This is a genomic window from Ferrovibrio sp. GW821-FHT12B10 (assembly GCF_058807515.1).
Genome location: NZ_JBXAQT010000001.1, coordinates 3396003 through 3411022, shown reverse-complemented (window position 1 = coordinate 3411022; position 15020 = coordinate 3396003). Strand labels below are relative to the sequence as shown.

At 64.8% G+C, this 15020-nt stretch carries 16 protein-coding genes; 6 read left to right on the top strand and 10 right to left on the bottom strand.

Going from position 1 to position 15020, the window contains the following annotated elements; translation table 11 throughout:
• Positions 1-19 precede the first annotated feature (19 nt).
• A complete protein-coding gene (locus tag AC1RRT_RS17000) occupies positions 20-472 on the top strand; it encodes a carboxymuconolactone decarboxylase family protein (RefSeq protein WP_493015000.1) in 453 nt (150 codons plus the stop codon).
• Positions 473-475: 3 nt separating this feature from the next.
• On the opposite strand, the gene AC1RRT_RS16995 is transcribed toward AC1RRT_RS17000, so the two are convergent.
• The 8 genes from AC1RRT_RS16995 to AC1RRT_RS16960 all read right to left on the bottom strand — a co-directional run bounded on the left by AC1RRT_RS16995 (position 476) and on the right by AC1RRT_RS16960 (position 7172).
• Positions 476-898: a PaaI family thioesterase gene (locus tag AC1RRT_RS16995; protein WP_493014999.1), complete on the bottom strand. Its 423-nt coding sequence runs from the start codon at positions 896-898 to the stop codon at positions 476-478.
• Positions 895-1482: a TetR/AcrR family transcriptional regulator gene (locus tag AC1RRT_RS16990; RefSeq protein ID WP_493014998.1), complete on the bottom strand. Its 588-nt coding sequence runs from the start codon at positions 1480-1482 to the stop codon at positions 895-897. The genes AC1RRT_RS16995 and AC1RRT_RS16990 overlap by 4 nt, the downstream gene beginning before the upstream one ends.
• Positions 1483-1565: 83 nt before the next feature.
• Entirely contained in the window at positions 1566-2348 is a 783-nt protein-coding gene (locus AC1RRT_RS16985) for an SDR family oxidoreductase (protein ID WP_493014997.1), read from the bottom strand.
• Between the two features lie 53 nt (positions 2349-2401).
• Entirely contained in the window at positions 2402-3634 is a 1233-nt protein-coding gene (locus tag AC1RRT_RS16980; protein ID WP_493014996.1) for a Zn-dependent hydrolase, read from the bottom strand.
• 83 nt (positions 3635-3717) lie between these two features.
• The gene (locus AC1RRT_RS16975) at positions 3718-4497 is read right to left on the bottom strand and encodes an SDR family NAD(P)-dependent oxidoreductase (RefSeq protein WP_493014995.1); all 780 of its coding nucleotides are present in this window, start codon (positions 4495-4497) and stop codon (positions 3718-3720) included.
• 3 nt (positions 4498-4500) lie between these two features.
• Positions 4501-5613 (bottom strand): CaiB/BaiF CoA transferase family protein, encoded by a 1113-nt coding sequence (locus tag AC1RRT_RS16970; RefSeq protein ID WP_493014994.1) that lies wholly within the window; start codon positions 5611-5613, stop codon positions 4501-4503.
• Positions 5610-6002 carry a rhodanese-like domain-containing protein gene (locus AC1RRT_RS16965; protein WP_493014992.1) on the bottom strand — a complete coding sequence of 131 codons (393 nt, stop codon included), beginning with the start codon at positions 6000-6002 and terminating at the stop codon, positions 5610-5612. The genes AC1RRT_RS16970 and AC1RRT_RS16965 overlap by 4 nt, the downstream gene beginning before the upstream one ends.
• Before the next feature lie 30 nt (positions 6003-6032).
• The gene (locus AC1RRT_RS16960) at positions 6033-7172 is read right to left on the bottom strand and encodes a hypothetical protein (RefSeq protein WP_493014991.1); all 1140 of its coding nucleotides are present in this window, start codon (positions 7170-7172) and stop codon (positions 6033-6035) included.
• A gap of 120 nt (positions 7173-7292) precedes the next feature.
• Here AC1RRT_RS16960 and AC1RRT_RS16955 point away from each other — a divergent pair, with 120 nt between their 5' ends.
• Complete coding sequence (locus AC1RRT_RS16955) at positions 7293-8165, top strand: transglycosylase SLT domain-containing protein (protein WP_493014990.1); 873 nt, start codon at positions 7293-7295, stop codon at positions 8163-8165.
• A gap of 58 nt (positions 8166-8223) precedes the next feature.
• On the opposite strand, the gene AC1RRT_RS16950 is transcribed toward AC1RRT_RS16955, so the two are convergent.
• A complete protein-coding gene (locus AC1RRT_RS16950) occupies positions 8224-8904 on the bottom strand; it encodes a GntR family transcriptional regulator (RefSeq protein WP_493014989.1) in 681 nt (226 codons plus the stop codon).
• 77 nt (positions 8905-8981) lie between these two features.
• On the opposite strand from AC1RRT_RS16950, the gene AC1RRT_RS16945 reads away from it, so the two are divergent.
• Genes AC1RRT_RS16945 through AC1RRT_RS16930 form a run of 4 tightly spaced genes read left to right on the top strand, consistent with a single transcriptional unit; the run spans position 8982 to position 13930 of the window.
• On the top strand, positions 8982-10703 hold the full coding sequence (locus AC1RRT_RS16945) for an IlvD/Edd family dehydratase (RefSeq protein ID WP_493014988.1): 1722 nt from the start codon (positions 8982-8984) through the stop codon (positions 10701-10703).
• Between the two features lie 50 nt (positions 10704-10753).
• Positions 10754-12034, top strand: coding sequence for an MFS transporter (locus AC1RRT_RS16940; RefSeq protein WP_493014987.1), 1281 nt, complete (start codon positions 10754-10756; stop codon positions 12032-12034).
• Entirely contained in the window at positions 12027-12917 is an 891-nt protein-coding gene (locus tag AC1RRT_RS16935; protein WP_493014986.1) for an amidohydrolase family protein, read from the top strand. Before AC1RRT_RS16940 ends, AC1RRT_RS16935 begins: the two co-directional genes overlap by 8 nt.
• A gap of 38 nt (positions 12918-12955) precedes the next feature.
• Complete coding sequence (locus AC1RRT_RS16930; RefSeq protein ID WP_493014985.1) at positions 12956-13930, top strand: Bug family tripartite tricarboxylate transporter substrate binding protein; 975 nt, start codon at positions 12956-12958, stop codon at positions 13928-13930.
• Positions 13931-14012: 82 nt separating this feature from the next.
• On the opposite strand, the gene AC1RRT_RS16925 is transcribed toward AC1RRT_RS16930, so the two are convergent.
• Entirely contained in the window at positions 14013-14951 is a 939-nt protein-coding gene (locus AC1RRT_RS16925; RefSeq protein ID WP_493014984.1) for a 2-hydroxyacid dehydrogenase, read from the bottom strand.
• Positions 14952-15020 lie beyond the last annotated feature (69 nt).

Genomic DNA, 15020 nt, shown 5'->3' with positions numbered 1-15020 from the left:
ATGACTGGAGAAAAGACAAATGACTCCCCGACTGAAAGACCACTTCAAGGCCGCCACCCCCGAGATCATGAAGAGCATGCTGGCGCTGTCCGGCGCCGTCGCCAATTGCGGCCTGGAGCACAGCCTGCTGGAACTGGTGAAGCTGCGCGCCTCGCAGATCAACGGCTGCGCCTTCTGCATCCACATGCACGCCACCGACGCCCGCAAGGCCGGCGAGACCGAGATGCGGCTGTACATGCTGAACGCCTGGCGCGAAAGCCCGCTCTACAGCGAGCGCGAGCGTGCGGCGCTGGCCTGGACCGAGGCGCTGACGCTGGTGGCCCAGACCGGCGCGTCGGATGAAGATTACGCGCTGGTGAAGGCGCAGTTCTCCGAGACAGAGCAGGTCAACCTGACCATGGCGATCGGCGTGATCAATACCTGGAACCGGCTGCAGGTCGGCTTCCGCGCCCAGCACCCGGTTGAGAAGTAAGACCTACACCCGCGCGATCGTGGCCAGCGCCGTGGCCACGATCCGCTCCTCGCCATCCTTGACGGCGAAGACATCGGCGCGGGTCACGGCCTGGCGCTTGCCAGCCTTGATCACCGTGCCGACGGCGGTCAGCTTCTCGCCAATCGCCGGCGCCAGCAGGTTGAGCTTGTATTCCGAGGTCACGACATCGCCGACGACGGACGCTGCCGCCCAGGCGCAGACCGTATCGGCCATGTAGCCAAGGATGGCGCCATGGACAAAGCCATGGTGCTGCTTCATCTCGGGCCGCACATCGATCTCCACCTTGACCCGCCCTGGCTCCAGATCGAGCACACGGGTGCCGACCCAGCTGGTGAAGGTGCTGAGCGAGATCACATGCTCCAGCCGGGCGCGGTCGAGCAGCAGGGTCGGCTTGTCGTCACTCATTTGAGACTCCGTTGCATGAGTTTGCCGATGCGGCGCAGCGGCTCGGCCGAATGCTGGGTGCGGGCCAGGATGATCGCGCCTTCCAGCGTGGCGACCGCCCAGAGCGCCAGATCGCTGGCCTCCTTCACCGACTTGCCGTCACGGCGCAACTGGTCGGCGAGCAGGTCGGCCCAGGCCTGGTAGCCGGCCTGACAGGCGAGCCGCAGCGGCTCGACGAAGGCCCCGGTCTCAACCGCGACGATGGTGAGTGGCGAGCCGTCCTTGAAACCTGACTCCTCCATCCAGCCAGCGATGCGGTCGACCAGCACGTGGATGGCGGCGGCGGCCGAGCCGCTCTGCGCGATCTCGGCCTTCAGGGTTTCGAGAAAGCAGTCCGACGCCCAGGTGACGGCGGCGGCGGCCAGCTGTTCCTTGCCTGCGGGGAAATAGTGATAGAGCGAACCTTTCGGCGCGCCGCTTTTCTCGACGATCTCGTTCAGGCCCACACCGGCATAGCCGCGCCGCGACATCAGCTTGGCCGTCATCACGACAAAGCGGTCGCGCGTGGTAATGGGCTTTTTAGCCGCCGAGAGGGTTTTGCTCATGCTGCAATTATATAGACTGGTCTAGTTGGCGCAAGATCAAAAAGAAAGGGGGCGCAATGCCCCCTCTCCCACCATAAACAGCGTTAGAAACTGCCCGGGTAGTTGCCGCCATCCAGCAGCACATTTTGACCCGTCATATACGAGGCCTGCATCGAGCACAGGAAGGCGCAGACCTGGCCGAACTCCTCTGCCGTGCCGAAACGGCCGGTGGGAATGGTGGCGGCCTGCTTGATCAGCTCTTCTTCCAGCTCGGCACCTTCCTTCTTGCTGGCAGCACCGATGGTGGTCTTCAGGCGATCGGTGAGGAAACGGCCCGGCAGCAGGTTGTTGATGGTGATGCCATCCTTGGCCACCTGCTTCGACATGCCGGCGATGAAGCCATGCAGGCCCGAGCGCGCGCCGTTGGACAGGCCGAGCACCGGGATCGGCGCCTTCACCGAGCTGGAGGTGATATTGACAATGCGGCCCCATTTGCGCGCCGCCATCTTGTCGACCACCGCCTTGGCCAGCAGGATCGGCGTGATCATGTTGGCGTCCAGGGCCTTGATCCAATGCTCGCGATCCCAGTCGCGGAAGCTGCCCGGCGGCGGACCGCCGGCGTTGTTGACCAGGATGTCGATCTCGCCGGCGGCCGCCAGCGCTTCGGCGCGGCCGGCATCGGTGGTGATGTCGCCGGCCACCGTCTTCACGGTGACGCCAGGCGCGGCTTCACGGATTTTCTTGGCCGCCGCTTCCAGCGTGTCGGCGCCGCGCGCGGTGATGGTTACGTTCACGCCCTCCTTGGCCAGCGCCAGCGCCGAACCAAAACCGAGGCCCTTGCTCGCCGCGCAGACCAGCGCGTTGCGGCCCTTGATACCGAAATCCATGTTTCACTCCCTATGTCATCAGACGGAATAGAACCGCCCTAGACATAGCGCGCTCAGGCGGCGTGTTCCAGCATCGCGCGCAGCAGCACGTTGCAGCCCGCCGCGAGATCCTCAGGCGTCGCCGTCTCGACCTCGTTATGACTGATGCCGTCGGCGCAGGGCACGAAGACCATGGCGGTCGGCGCCACGCGGTTGATGTAGCCGGCGTCATGCCCGGCGCCGGAAGTAATGTCGCGCCAGGCGTAGCCACAATCCTGCGCCGCCTTGCGCACCGCCGAGATGCAACCCTCGTCATAATGGGTGGCCGGAGAATGCCAGATCTCCTTGCATTCAACCTTGAGCCCGAGCGGCTCACAGACCTCGGCGCAGGCCGCATGTAGCGTCTCGGTCATCTTGGCCAGCACATCATCGAAGGGATGACGCAGGTCGACGCTGAAGAACACCTCACCCGGAATGGTGTTGCGCGAATTCGGCATCACCTTCACCAGACCCACGGTGGTGACCGCCGGCGCGTTATCCAGCGCGATCTGGTGCACGCGTTCGACGATGCGGGCGCATCCCAGCATGGCATCCTTGCGGCGCGGCATCGGCGTGGTGCCGGCATGGCTTTCGCTGCCGGTGATGGTGACCTCGAACCAGCGCATGCCCTGGATACCCTGCACCACGCCGATGGTCTTCACTTCTGCTTCCAGGATCGGGCCCTGTTCGATATGCGCCTCGAAGAAGGCCTTGAACTTGCGACCACCGACCGGGAGATCGCCGAAATAGCCGATGCGCTTCAGCTCATCACCGATGGTCTTGCCATCGAGGTCGGCGCGGCTCAGTCCATACTCTTCGGTGAACACGCCGGCGAAAACGCCAGAGGCCACCATGGCCGGCGCGAAGCGCGAGCCTTCCTCATTGGTCCAGACCGAGACTTCGACCGGCGCTTCGGTCTCGAACTTGTGGTCGTTGAGGGTACGGATCACTTCCAGGCCGGCCAGCACGCCATAGACGCCATCGAACTTGCCGCCAGTCGGCTGCGTGTCGAGATGGCTGCCGGTCACCACCGGCGGCAGGTCGTTATTCTTGCCGGGCCGGCGGGCGAAGATGTTACCCATGCGGTCGACACTGATGGTGCAGCCGGCCTCCTTGCACCAGCGGACGAAGAGATCACGTCCCTGCTTGTCGAGATCGGTCAGCGCAAGGCGCGCGCAGCCGCCCTTGGGCGTGCCGCCGATCTTGGCCATCTCCATCAGGCTGTCCCACAGACGGTCGCGGTTGACCCGGATATTGCTCTCGACCATGACGTCACTCCTTGCTGGCACTGAAAGAGCATAGAAAATGCAAGGAGCATGCCGCAACCGGCCGCTACTGCCTGTCGGGCCGTTTATTGGGCGGTCATGCCGCCATCCACCATCAGTTCGCTGCCGGTGGTGAAGCTCGCGTCATCGCTGGCGAGATAGAGAATGGCCTTCGCAACCTCCTCCACCGTGCCCATGCGGCCAATCGGATGCAGGCGTTCGAGAAACTTGCGGACCTTCTCGGGTTCGCCCATCTGCGCCATGTGTTCCCGCACCAGCGGGGTGTCAACATAGGCAGGGTGCACAGAATTTACGCGGATGTTCCAGCGGCCATAGGCTGCCTCCATGGCCAGCGCCTTGGTGAACAGCGTCACCGCACCCTTGGAGGCGCAATAGGCACTGACATCCGGCGCGCCGGTCTTGCCGAAGACGGAGGCGATATTGACGATGGAGCCGCCACCATCGGGCTTGTTCGCCGCCGGCTGCCGCATCAGCGGGATGGCGTGCTTGCAGCCGAGAAAGACGCCATCGGAATTCACCGCCTGCACGCGACGCCATTCCTCGAGCGTCATCTCGGTCACCTTACGGCTCAGCCCGATGCCGGCATTGTTGACCAGCATATCCAGCCGGCCTTCGTGATCGCCGATATCGGTGATCACCGTCTGCCACTCCGCCTCCAGCGTCACATCCAGCGGCCGGAAGCGGGCATGAGCGCCAAGCGCCGCCGCAGCGGCCATGCCGCCATCGGTATTGCGGTCCGTCAGGATGACGCGCGCGCCCTCGGCGATAAACAGCGCCGCCGTGGCCCTGCCGAAGCCCGAAGCCGCGCCGGTGATCAGCGCAACCTTATTCGCCAGACGCGCCATGCTTCACTCTCCCGTTTTCAGGCCCCAGTCCTTGAGCGCTGCAGCGCCACCCTCGCCGCGCGTGGGCGGCTTGCGGGCAATCTTGCCCGGCGTACGCGAGAAACGCGGCGCCGGCGCGGGCTGCAGCACGTCGTCAGGCGACACAAAGGTCTGTCGCGCCGCCATATGCCTGTGCTTCGGCGCCTCATCCAGGCTCAGCACCGGGGCGAAGCAGATGTCGCTACCTTCCATCAGGGCGCACCAGTCATCGCGCGTCTTCGTCCGGAAGGTCGCGGCGATGGCGGCGCGCAAGGATGACCAGCGCTTGCGGTCATGCTGCTTGGGGAGAACAGCCGGGTCGAGGCCAAGCATCTTGATGAGGTCGGCGTAGAACTTGCCCTCGATGGAACCGATAGCGACGAAGCCGCCATCGCTGCATTCATACGTGTCATACCAGGGCGCGCCGGTATCCAGCATGTTGACGCCGCGTACATCGCTCCACAGCCCCGCGCCCTTCATGCCGTAGAACATGGTCATCAGCGAGGCCGCGCCATCCACCATGGCGGCATCGACAACCTGCCCTTTGCCGGACTGCTGGCGCTCGAACAGCGCAGCGAGAATGCCCATGGCGAGATAGAGCGATCCGCCGCCGAAATCGCCGACCAGATTAAGCGGCGGCACCGGTCTGCCATCCTTGTGGCCAATGGCATGCAGCGCGCCGGTCAGCGCGATGTAGTTGATGTCATGGCCGGCGGCCATGGCCATCGGGCCGTCCTGGCCCCAGCCGGTCATGCGGCCATAGATCAGCCTCGCATTGCGCTGCTGCGCCACATCGGGGGCAAGCCCCAGACGCTCCATCACACCGGGGCGAAAACCCTCGATCACCACATCGGCCTTGCCCATCAGGTCGAGCATCAGCGCGATCGCCTTCGGATCTTTAAGGTCGAGCGCAAGCGAACGCTTGCCGCGTCCGAGCAGTTCGTATTTCGGCTCGATCGGCAGGCCGAGATCAACATCGCCGGTGCGGTCGATGCGCAACACATCGGCGCCGAGATCGGCCAGCAGCATGCCGCAGAAAGGCACCGGACCGATCGCCGGCATCTCGATGACCTTGAGTCCGGCGAGAGGCCCGCTCATTTCTTGGTCCACTCAGTCGTGGGCAGCCCGAGCTTCTTCCACTCGCTGAAGCCGCCATCAATATGGGCGAGCTTCTGGATACCCATGTCCTTGGCGGTCTTGGTGGCCAGCGCCGAACGCAGGCCACCGGCGCAATAGAAGATGAAGGTCTTGTCCTCGGCGAACAGCGTCTTGTGATACGGACTTTCCGGATCGATCCAGAATTCCAGCATGCCACGCGTCGCGTGATAGGAGCCCGGGATCAGGCCATCGCGCTCCAGCTCGCGCGGATCGCGAATGTCGACAAAGACGACATCGGGTTTGCCGAGCTGTGCGGCGGCCTGCTGCGGCGTCAGGGTGACGATCTCGGCCAGCGCTTCGTCGAGCATGGCCTTGTAGCCTTTGGGCATGGGTTCCTCCGTCTATGGAGGAACTATAGGTCAGCCGTCAGAGCGAGGCCATGCCCACTGCAGCCAGCTCAAGTGCAGTCTGGGCGGCGCCGGCCACAACACCGGCTGCCACTCCCAGCCGGCCGCCAGCACGGTATCGCGCACGGCGCGCAGCAGCGGATCGCCGGCCTCGAACAGCAAGGCATTGTTGCGCCAGCGCGCCGGCGGCGGTGGCGGCGCGCCCAGTTGTTCAGGCTCGGCCGTGCGGCCGACCAGTGGCAACGCTTTGACGACGCTGCGTTCGGTATCGATGACCAGGTCCAGCCCGGCGATCCAGTCGCGCCCGGCCAGGAGGCCGAGATCCTTCTGCAGCAGGTCGTCGCTGCGACCCGAGAGGATCAGGCCATCGGGCTTGCGCAGGGCATTCAGTTTCAACCTTCCGCCATCCAGGCCGATCAGGCGCAGGCGCAGCTCGCTAACCGGCACTGGCGCGCCCTCGCCCGGACGCATGGCGGTGCGCTCCAGCCATTCGCTGGCCAAGCCCAGATGCAGACCGATCCACAGGATGGCGATCACCATATGACCGGTGCGGCTGTGCAGCAGGCGCAGCGGACCGGGGAAACGGCGCGCCCGCAGCGCCGGCGTGGCCTGGCGCCGGCGTGACAGCGCGGCGCTATCGGGGCCGTAAAAAGCAAACAGCGTGTCACCGATCACCAGCCACTGGCCACGCAGATAGCCGCCGCTTTTCCCACCGCTTTTCTCAGTGGCGCCGGCGGTCTGGAATGACATGCCCGCATCGGCGTATTCAACACCGGCGGCGGCGAAACTGGCGAAACGCAGCTGGGCGGCACTGGTGGCGGCATCGTCGGTGCGGAAGCGGGCGGCGATGCAGGCGGTGCCATCATGGAAGCGCGCCAGCTCGGCGGCCTGCGCCTCGGGGAACAGCGGCCGCACGTCGCGGTATTCGCCCGCATGGCGGCCGAAGACAGCCCAGGAGTTCATGAAGCCGCCATAGCGGGTGGCCAGCGCAATGGTGTCGATACGCAGGCGCCGCGCCGCCCAGCGGTCGAACAGCGCATAAACCCCCGCCGGCAGCAGCAGGCCACTCAACAGAATCAGCAGCAGGACCAGCCAGGGGCCCTGGGCCGCCCAGTCCACGGTCATCATTGCTGCCGTCCAACGCTCCAGCATCGTTTCTGTTTGCCTGCAAATCTTAGTTGAATCAAGGGGATAGAATATCTCGGAGACATTAACGGAATCTTTGCCGAGGCCCGGTTAAAAGCGAAACTCGCTCTCACTATCTGTTGGTCCATGGCCCCCGTCACGCCGCTCCCGCCCTCTTCCGCTACTCCGCGCGCCGATCATTATCGCGTGGGGGGCCACAAGGTCAGCTACGAACTGCTCAACACCATGAAGCAGGCGAGCAACCGCACGGGCGTGGACTTCGCTTATCTGGTCGCGCAGGCCGGACAGGAAAGTGGTTTCAAGGCCGATGCCCAGGCCAAGACCAGCTCGGCCCGCGGCCTGTTCCAGTTCATCGAAAGCACCTGGCTCGAAACCGTGCGCGACCATGGCGCCAAGCATGGCCTGGCCGCCGAGGCGCAGAAAATTGTCACCGGCACCGACGGCAAGCCGCGCGTCAACGATACCGATGCCCGCCGTGACATCCTCTCCCTGCGCGATGACCCGCGCGTGGCCTCGGTGATGGCGGCGGAATACGCCCGCAGCAACCAGCAGGTGCTGTCGCGCGAATTCGGTGTCGATGTCAGCAAGGTCGATCTCTATCTCGGGCATTTCCTCGGCGCCAACGGCGCGACGAAATTCCTGGCCGGCCTGAAGAGCAACCCGGGGCAGAATGCAGCCGCCCTGTTGCCTGAGGCCGCCGCCGCCAATCAGGGCGTATTCTATACCGCCGAGGGCAAGGCCCGGTCGCTGGGCGATATCTACGCCAGCTTCACCCGCAAGCTGGAAAACAATGCCACCGGCCTCGACACCGTGCCGCTGGACGGCGCGCAGACGGTCGCGCGCGCCGGCGGCGGTTCAGGCGCCGTGCAGGCCCATCTGGATGAGCAGCGCCGCGTCATCGATCACGGCGTCAAAATGATGGCGATGGAACTGCTGCACAAGATCATGAACAACAAGACCCGCCTGATGACCGGCGGCAAGAGCGACACCGACCTCTAAGCGCTCAGGCGCAGACACCCCCCGGCTTTCGCCAGGGCTGTCCACTCTTCAATCCCGATCAGGCTTCAGAAAATCGCCGCCGCAGCGCCGCGATATAGGCATCGCGCGCCGGCCATAGATGCTCGTGGCACAAGCGCACCAGGGTTTCGCGGTCACCAAGCCGCAACGCTTCGATCATCGCCAGATGTTCATCGCGCGAGCGCAGCAGGAAGGCCGGATCGGCGGCGGTGAATGACCGCGCGCCGTGAACTTTCTGCGCAAATGTGCGGATCGCCTCCACCAGATGCGGATTGCCGCAACCGCCGAACAGCGCCTCATGAAACTGCATGTTGGCCCGGAAGGCGCCGCGTGGATTGTTTTCCGCCACGGCCTGGCTGTGATCATCCTGGATTTCGCTCAGCAGACGCAGCAGGTCGGGATCGACGGGCAACGGAATCTGCCGCGCCGCCAGGCTCTCCAGCTCGGCACGCACGGAATAGATCTGCTCGACCTCCACGGCCTGCAGCATCCGCACGACGGCGCCCTTGTTGGGGATGCGTTCGGCCAGGCCGATGCGCTCCAGCTCGAAGATCGCCTCGCGCACGATATGGCGCTTCACGCCGAACCGGGCGGCGAGGTCCTCCTCGACCAGCCGTTCGCGCGGCTGCAGCCAGCCCAGCACGATTTCTTCCTCTATCATGTCGGCCAGCGCCCGCTGCCTTTCGGGGGCAAGCTGCTTCGGTACGACCTGAAGGCTCATCTCAATCTCCGTCACCAGGATTGTTGACAATCTTGTTGGGACTGTCAATCCTGCCCGTCCAAGAGGGAATCCAGCAAATGTCCAAGTCCGATCCTACAGGAATGCGCCGCAATCTCGCCAATTACGGCGATGCCGGCTTCTCGGTTTTCCTGCGCAAGGCCTTCATCAAGGCCATGGGGTATACGGACGAAGCCCTGGACAAGCCGATCATCGGCATTGTCGACACCAACTCCGGCTACAACGCCTGTCATCGCAACGTCCCCGACCTGATCGAGGCGGCCTCGCGTGGCGTCATGCTGGCCGGCGGCATCCCGATCCCCTTCCCGGTGATCTCGATTCAGGAAAGCTTCGCCAACCCAACCAGCATGTATTTCCGCAACCTGATGGCCATGGACACCGAAGAGATGGTGCGCGGCCAGCCGATGGATGCCGTGATCCTGCTCGGCGGCTGCGACAAGACCGTGCCGGCGCTGCTGATGGGTGCCGCCAGCGCCAATGTGCCGGCCATCATGCTTGTGACAGGCCCGATGCTTGCCGGGTCATGGCGCGGGGAGAAGCTCGGCGCCTGCACCGATTGTCGCCGCTTCTGGGCGCGCTATCGCGGCGGCGAAGTGACCGACCAGCAGATCAACGAAGTCAATTCCGAACTCGCCCCCACGATCGGCACCTGCGGCGTGATGGGCACGGCCTCGACCATGGCGCTGACCGTGGAAGCGATGGGCATGATGCTGCCCGGCGGCGCAGCCGTTCCTGCCGTGCATGCCGAGCGCCGGCGTCTTGCTGAACAGACCGGCACACGGGCCGTGAAGATGGCCGAAGAGCGCCTGACTCCCGACAAGATCATGACCCCCGCCGCTTTCCGCAACGCGCTGCGCGTACTGCTGGCCGTCGGCGGCTCGACGAATGCCCTGATTCATCTGACCGCCATGGCCGGCCGCTGCGGCATCAAGGTCGATCTCGAAGGCTATGACAAGATGGGCAACGAGACGCCGGTGCTGGTCGATCTCAAGCCGACCGGCCAGCATTACATGGAAGACCTATACAAGGCGGGTGGGCTTACGCCGATATTGCGTGAACTGGGCGGCCTGATCGAGCGCGACTGCCTCACCGTCACCGGCAAGACCCTGGGCGAGAATATCGATGCCATGCCGCCAGGCTGGCCGCAGGACGTGGTGAAGACCATGCAGACGCCCGTTTACAAGAACGGCGCGATGGCGGTGCTGCGCGGCAATCTCGCCCCTGAAGGCGCGATCATCAAGCAGGCGGCAGCGACACAGACCCTGCTGCAGCATGAAGGCCGCGCCGTGGTGTTCGACAGCCTGCCCGACATGGCGGCGCGCCTCGACAGTCCCGATCTCGACGTGAAGGCCGATGACATCATCGTGCTGCGCCAGGCCGGCCCCAAGGGTGCGCCCGGCATGCCGGAAGCCGGCTATATCCCGATCCCGAAAAAACTGGCGCAGCAAGGCGTGAAAGACATGGTGCGCATTTCCGATGCGCGCATGAGCGGCACGGCCTACGGCACCATCGTGCTGCATATCTCGCCCGAGTCAGCCGCCGGCGGGCCGCTGGCGCTGGTGAAGACCGGCGACCGCATCCGGCTGGATACCGCGGGCCGTCGCATCGACCTGCTGGTGGATGACGCCGAGCTGGCCAAGCGCCGCGCCGCCCTGCCCCCGCTGCCAACCGGCGACGGCCGTCGCGGCTACGAACGCCTTTACTTCGATACCGTCACGCAGGCCGAGAAGGGTTGCGATTTCGACTTCTGCATTCCGGAGATCACCAAGAGCGTACCCTGACAACCGAATAAAAAAAGCCGACCGGAGGTCGGTATCTGGGAGAGGAAACAATGAGCGATACCAGAACGTCCGCAACGGATGACACCAGCCTGACCGCGTTCTTCAAGGACATGACGCCGCCGGAGCGGCGCACCTTCTGGGCCTGCTTCGTCGGCTGGACGCTCGACGCGATGGATTTCATGATCTACCCGCTGGTGATCGGCACGATCATCACGCTGTGGAGCGTGGACCGCGGCACGGCCGGTCTGGCGGTGACCGTGACCCTGCTGGCCTCCGCCGTCGGCGGCTGGCTGGTCGGCTATCTCTCGGACCGCATCGGCCGCGTGCGCGCCCTGCAGTTCACCATCCTGTGGTTCTCCTTCTTCACGCTGCTCTGCGCCTTTGCGCAGAACTACACGCAGCTCTTCATCTTCCGCGCCCTGCTCGGCCTGGGCTTCGGCGGTGAATGGGCCGCCGGCGCCGTGCTGATCGGCGAAACCATCCGCAGCCAGTTCCGCGGCCGCGCCGTCGGCACCGTGCAGTCGGGCTGGGCGCTGGGCTGGGGCCTTGCCGTCATTCTCCAGTTCGTCTGCTACAGCATGCTGCCGCCGGAAGAGGCCTGGCGGTATATGTTCGCTCTGGGCGCCATCCCGGCGGTGCTGATCTTCTTCCTGCGTCGCTATGTCGACGAGCCGGAAGTCTCTGCCAAGGCGCGCAGCATGGATGCCGCCAAGGGCGACCGTCCGGCGCTGTGGGAAATCTTCGCCCCCGGCATCCTGAAGACCACCATGTTCGCCGCCCTTCTCGGCACCGGCGCGCAGGGCGGCTATTACGCCGTCACCACCTGGCTGCCGACCTTCCTGCGCACCGAGCGCGGCCTGAATGTCGTCAGTTCCACCGGCTATCTGGGCGTTCTGATCACCGGCAGCTTCATCGGCTATGTCGCCGGCGCTTGGCTGGCGGACCGCATCGGGCGGCGGAAGCTGTTTATCACCTTCTCGATCCTCGCCTCGCTGCTGGTGGTCGCCTACACGCAGCTACCGATCACCAACGACGTGATGCTCATCCTGGGTTTCCCGCTCGGCTTCTGCGCCTCGGCCTACTTCTCGGGCATCGGCGCCTTCCTGACCGAACTGTTCCCGACCCGCCTGCGCGGCTCTGGCCAGGGCTTTGCCTACAATTTCGGTCGCGGCATCGGCGCCCTGTTCCCCACGCTGGTCGGCTATCTCTCCGCCACGATGCCGCTGTCCACGGCCATCGCCATTTTCGCGGTACTTGCCTACGGCCTGCTGTTCATTGCCGCCGTGGTGCTGCCTGAGACGCGCGGCAAGGAACTGCACGCGCATGGATGATCAGCCTGCCAGTCAGGGTCAGGTCCGGGATTGTCCCGGACCTGCGCCCGATCCGCATGGCCCGACCCGGTTCAGGATGCCGAAGGGCGCGGTGGATACCCATGCCCATGTGATCGGCGGCGGTCAATCGAAATACCCGCTGGTCGCTGATCGCAGCTATACCGCGCCGGAAGCGACCGAACAGCAGTATCTGGCCATGCTGGACGCCACCGGCAGCACCTATGGCGTACTGATCCAGGTCAGCGTGCATGGCTCCGACAACAGCATGATGATCGACACACTGCGCCGGAACCGCGCGCGCCTGCGCGGCGTGGCGGTCGTGGCGCCGTATCTCGATCCGAAAGATTATGCCGCGCTGAAAGCCGACAACGTGGTTGGCCTGCGGATCAACGCGCTGTTTGCCGGCGGGCCGGGCCTGCAGGCCCTGGAGCGCTATGACTCCATCTGCCAGGAGATGGGATGGCACCTCCAGCTCTTGCTGGACGCCCGCGATCTTCCTGGCGAGCTGGGCAAGCGGCTGTCCAAACTCAAGACGCCGCTGGTGATCGATCATATGGGGCATTTCCCGGCCGCCGAAGGCGTGCAGACGCCCGGCTTCCAGACCCTGCTGGGTCTTGTCGGTGACGGCGCCTGGGTCAAGCTCTCCGGTGCCTATCGCCTGTCCGACCATCCCTATCGCGAAACCGCCGCGCTGGCGCAAGCGCTTATGAAGGTCGCACCCGAACGCTGCGTCTGGGGATCCGACTGGCCGCATGTCGCCAACTGGGCGCATATGCCCAATGTCGGCGACCTGCTGGACCTTCTTGCCGACTGGGTGCCGGACGAAGCCGCACGCAACCGCGTGCTGGCCGACAATCCGCAGCGCCTTTACGGATTTTCGTAAACGCCCCCCAACACGAAGCAGGAGAGGAAACACACAAGATGTTACGTCACACGTTGAAAGCCGCCGTTGCGGCGGCTGCGCTGCTGGCGGCCGGGACTGCCGTCGCGCAGACCTATCCAGCCGGCCCGGTCACCATGATCATCCCCTATCCGCCCGGCGGCGCCACCGACATCATCGGCCGCATCATGGGCCAGGGCCTGAACGAAAAGCTCGGCGTGCCCGTGGTGATCGAAAACCGCGCTGGCGCGACCGGCAACATCGGCGCCTATGCGGTCGCCCGCGCCAAGCCGGATGGCTACACCATCCTGATGGGTGCGCTGACCAGCCACTCCATCAGCTCGGTCCTGACACCGGATGTCGCCAAGTACGACCTTGCCAAGGATTTCGCGCCGGTCTCCATCGTCGGCGTCGTGCCGCTGGTGCTGGTGGTCAGCGAAAAGGTTCCGGCAAAAACCGTGGCCGACCTGATCAAGCTGGCCAAGGACAAGCCCAACTCGGTGACCTATGCCTCGTCGGGCAATGGCTCGCCGCAGCATCTGGCAGGTGCGCTGTTCGCGCTGGCGACCAAGACCGATCTGGTCCACGTCCCCTACAAGGGCAGCGGCCCTGCGATGATCGACCTGATCAGCGGCGAAGTGATGATGATGCTTGAAACGGCCCCGGCGGCCACCGGCCATATCAAGTCCGGCAAGCTGCGCGCGCTGATGGCTGCATCCAAGGACCGCATCCCGACCCTGCCGGACGTGCCGACAGCGGCGGAAGCCGGTCTGGCCAGCGTGGACGTCAGCTCGATGTTCGGCATCGCAGCGCCGGCCGGCACGCCGCAGCCGGTGATCGATCGCCTGAACAAGGATATCAGGGACATCATCGCCACGCCGGCGGCGCGGCAGAAACTGGCCGAACAGGGGGTGGTACCGGCCGGCACGACCCCGGCGGAAGCTGCCAAGCGCATTGCCGACGAGCAGGCCAAGTGGGCGCGCGTCATCAAGGACGCCAACGTCAAGCCGGACTGACGCCGCACCGGCATTCAGGGTCGCATAAGCAAACAGCCCCGGCTTCCACCGGGGCTGTTTCATTTCCGATACACCCAGATATTTACACGACTCTGGCGATCACCGGCTTGCCGGCAAAATGCGCCGCCAGATTCTTCAGCACGAGATCGCCCATGGCCTGGCGGGTCTGGTGCGTGGCCGAACCGACATGCGGTGCCAGCGCCACGTTGTCGAGCTTCCACAGTTCCGACGGCACATTGGGTTCGTCGACAAAGACATCAAGACCTGCACCGGCCAGCTTGCCATCCACCAGCGCCTTCACCAGCGCGGGTTCGTCGACCACGCTGCCGCGCGCGATGTTGACGACATAGCCCTTGGTGCCCAGCGCATCGATCACGGCCTGATTGACCAGACCCTGCGTCTCCTTGCCGCCCGGGCAGGCGATCATCAGGATGTCGATGTCCTTCGCCATGGCGACGAGATTGTCATAGTACTTGTACGGGATGTCGGCCTTCTTGCGCGGACCATAATAGGCGATTTCCACGCCGAAGGCCTCGGCGCGCTTGGCAATCGCCTGGCCGATGCGGCCCAGGCCGAGCACGCCCATCAGCTTGCCTCCCAGCTTGTCGGTCAGCGGAAACTTGTCCTTCGGCCACCTGCCCTGACGCACGAACTGGTCGGCCTGCGGAATACGGCGCATCATCGCCAACGTCAGCGACAGCGCGGTATCGGCCACGCATTCGGTCAGTACGTCGGGGGTGTTGGCGACGATGATGCCGCGCTCTTTCGCGGCGCCGATGTCGATCGGATCATAGCCGACGCCGAAGCTGGAGATCACCTCCACCTTGGGCAGGGCTTCCATCAGGGCGCGATTCACGCCCGAGCTGGCTGAGGTGACGATACCGCGAACATTGGGCGCCACCTGCTTAAGCAGCGCATCGCGGTCCTTGGCTTCCCACAGCTTGTGCACGGTGTAGTCGCGATCCAGCACCTGCTGGACGGCCGGCATCATGGCGATGGTCTGGACAATCTCGACGGCCATTCAGGCTCCTCCCTCACTGATATATGAGTGGAAGCCTAACGAAGCCGCCCTGCCCGGTTCAAGGCGCTG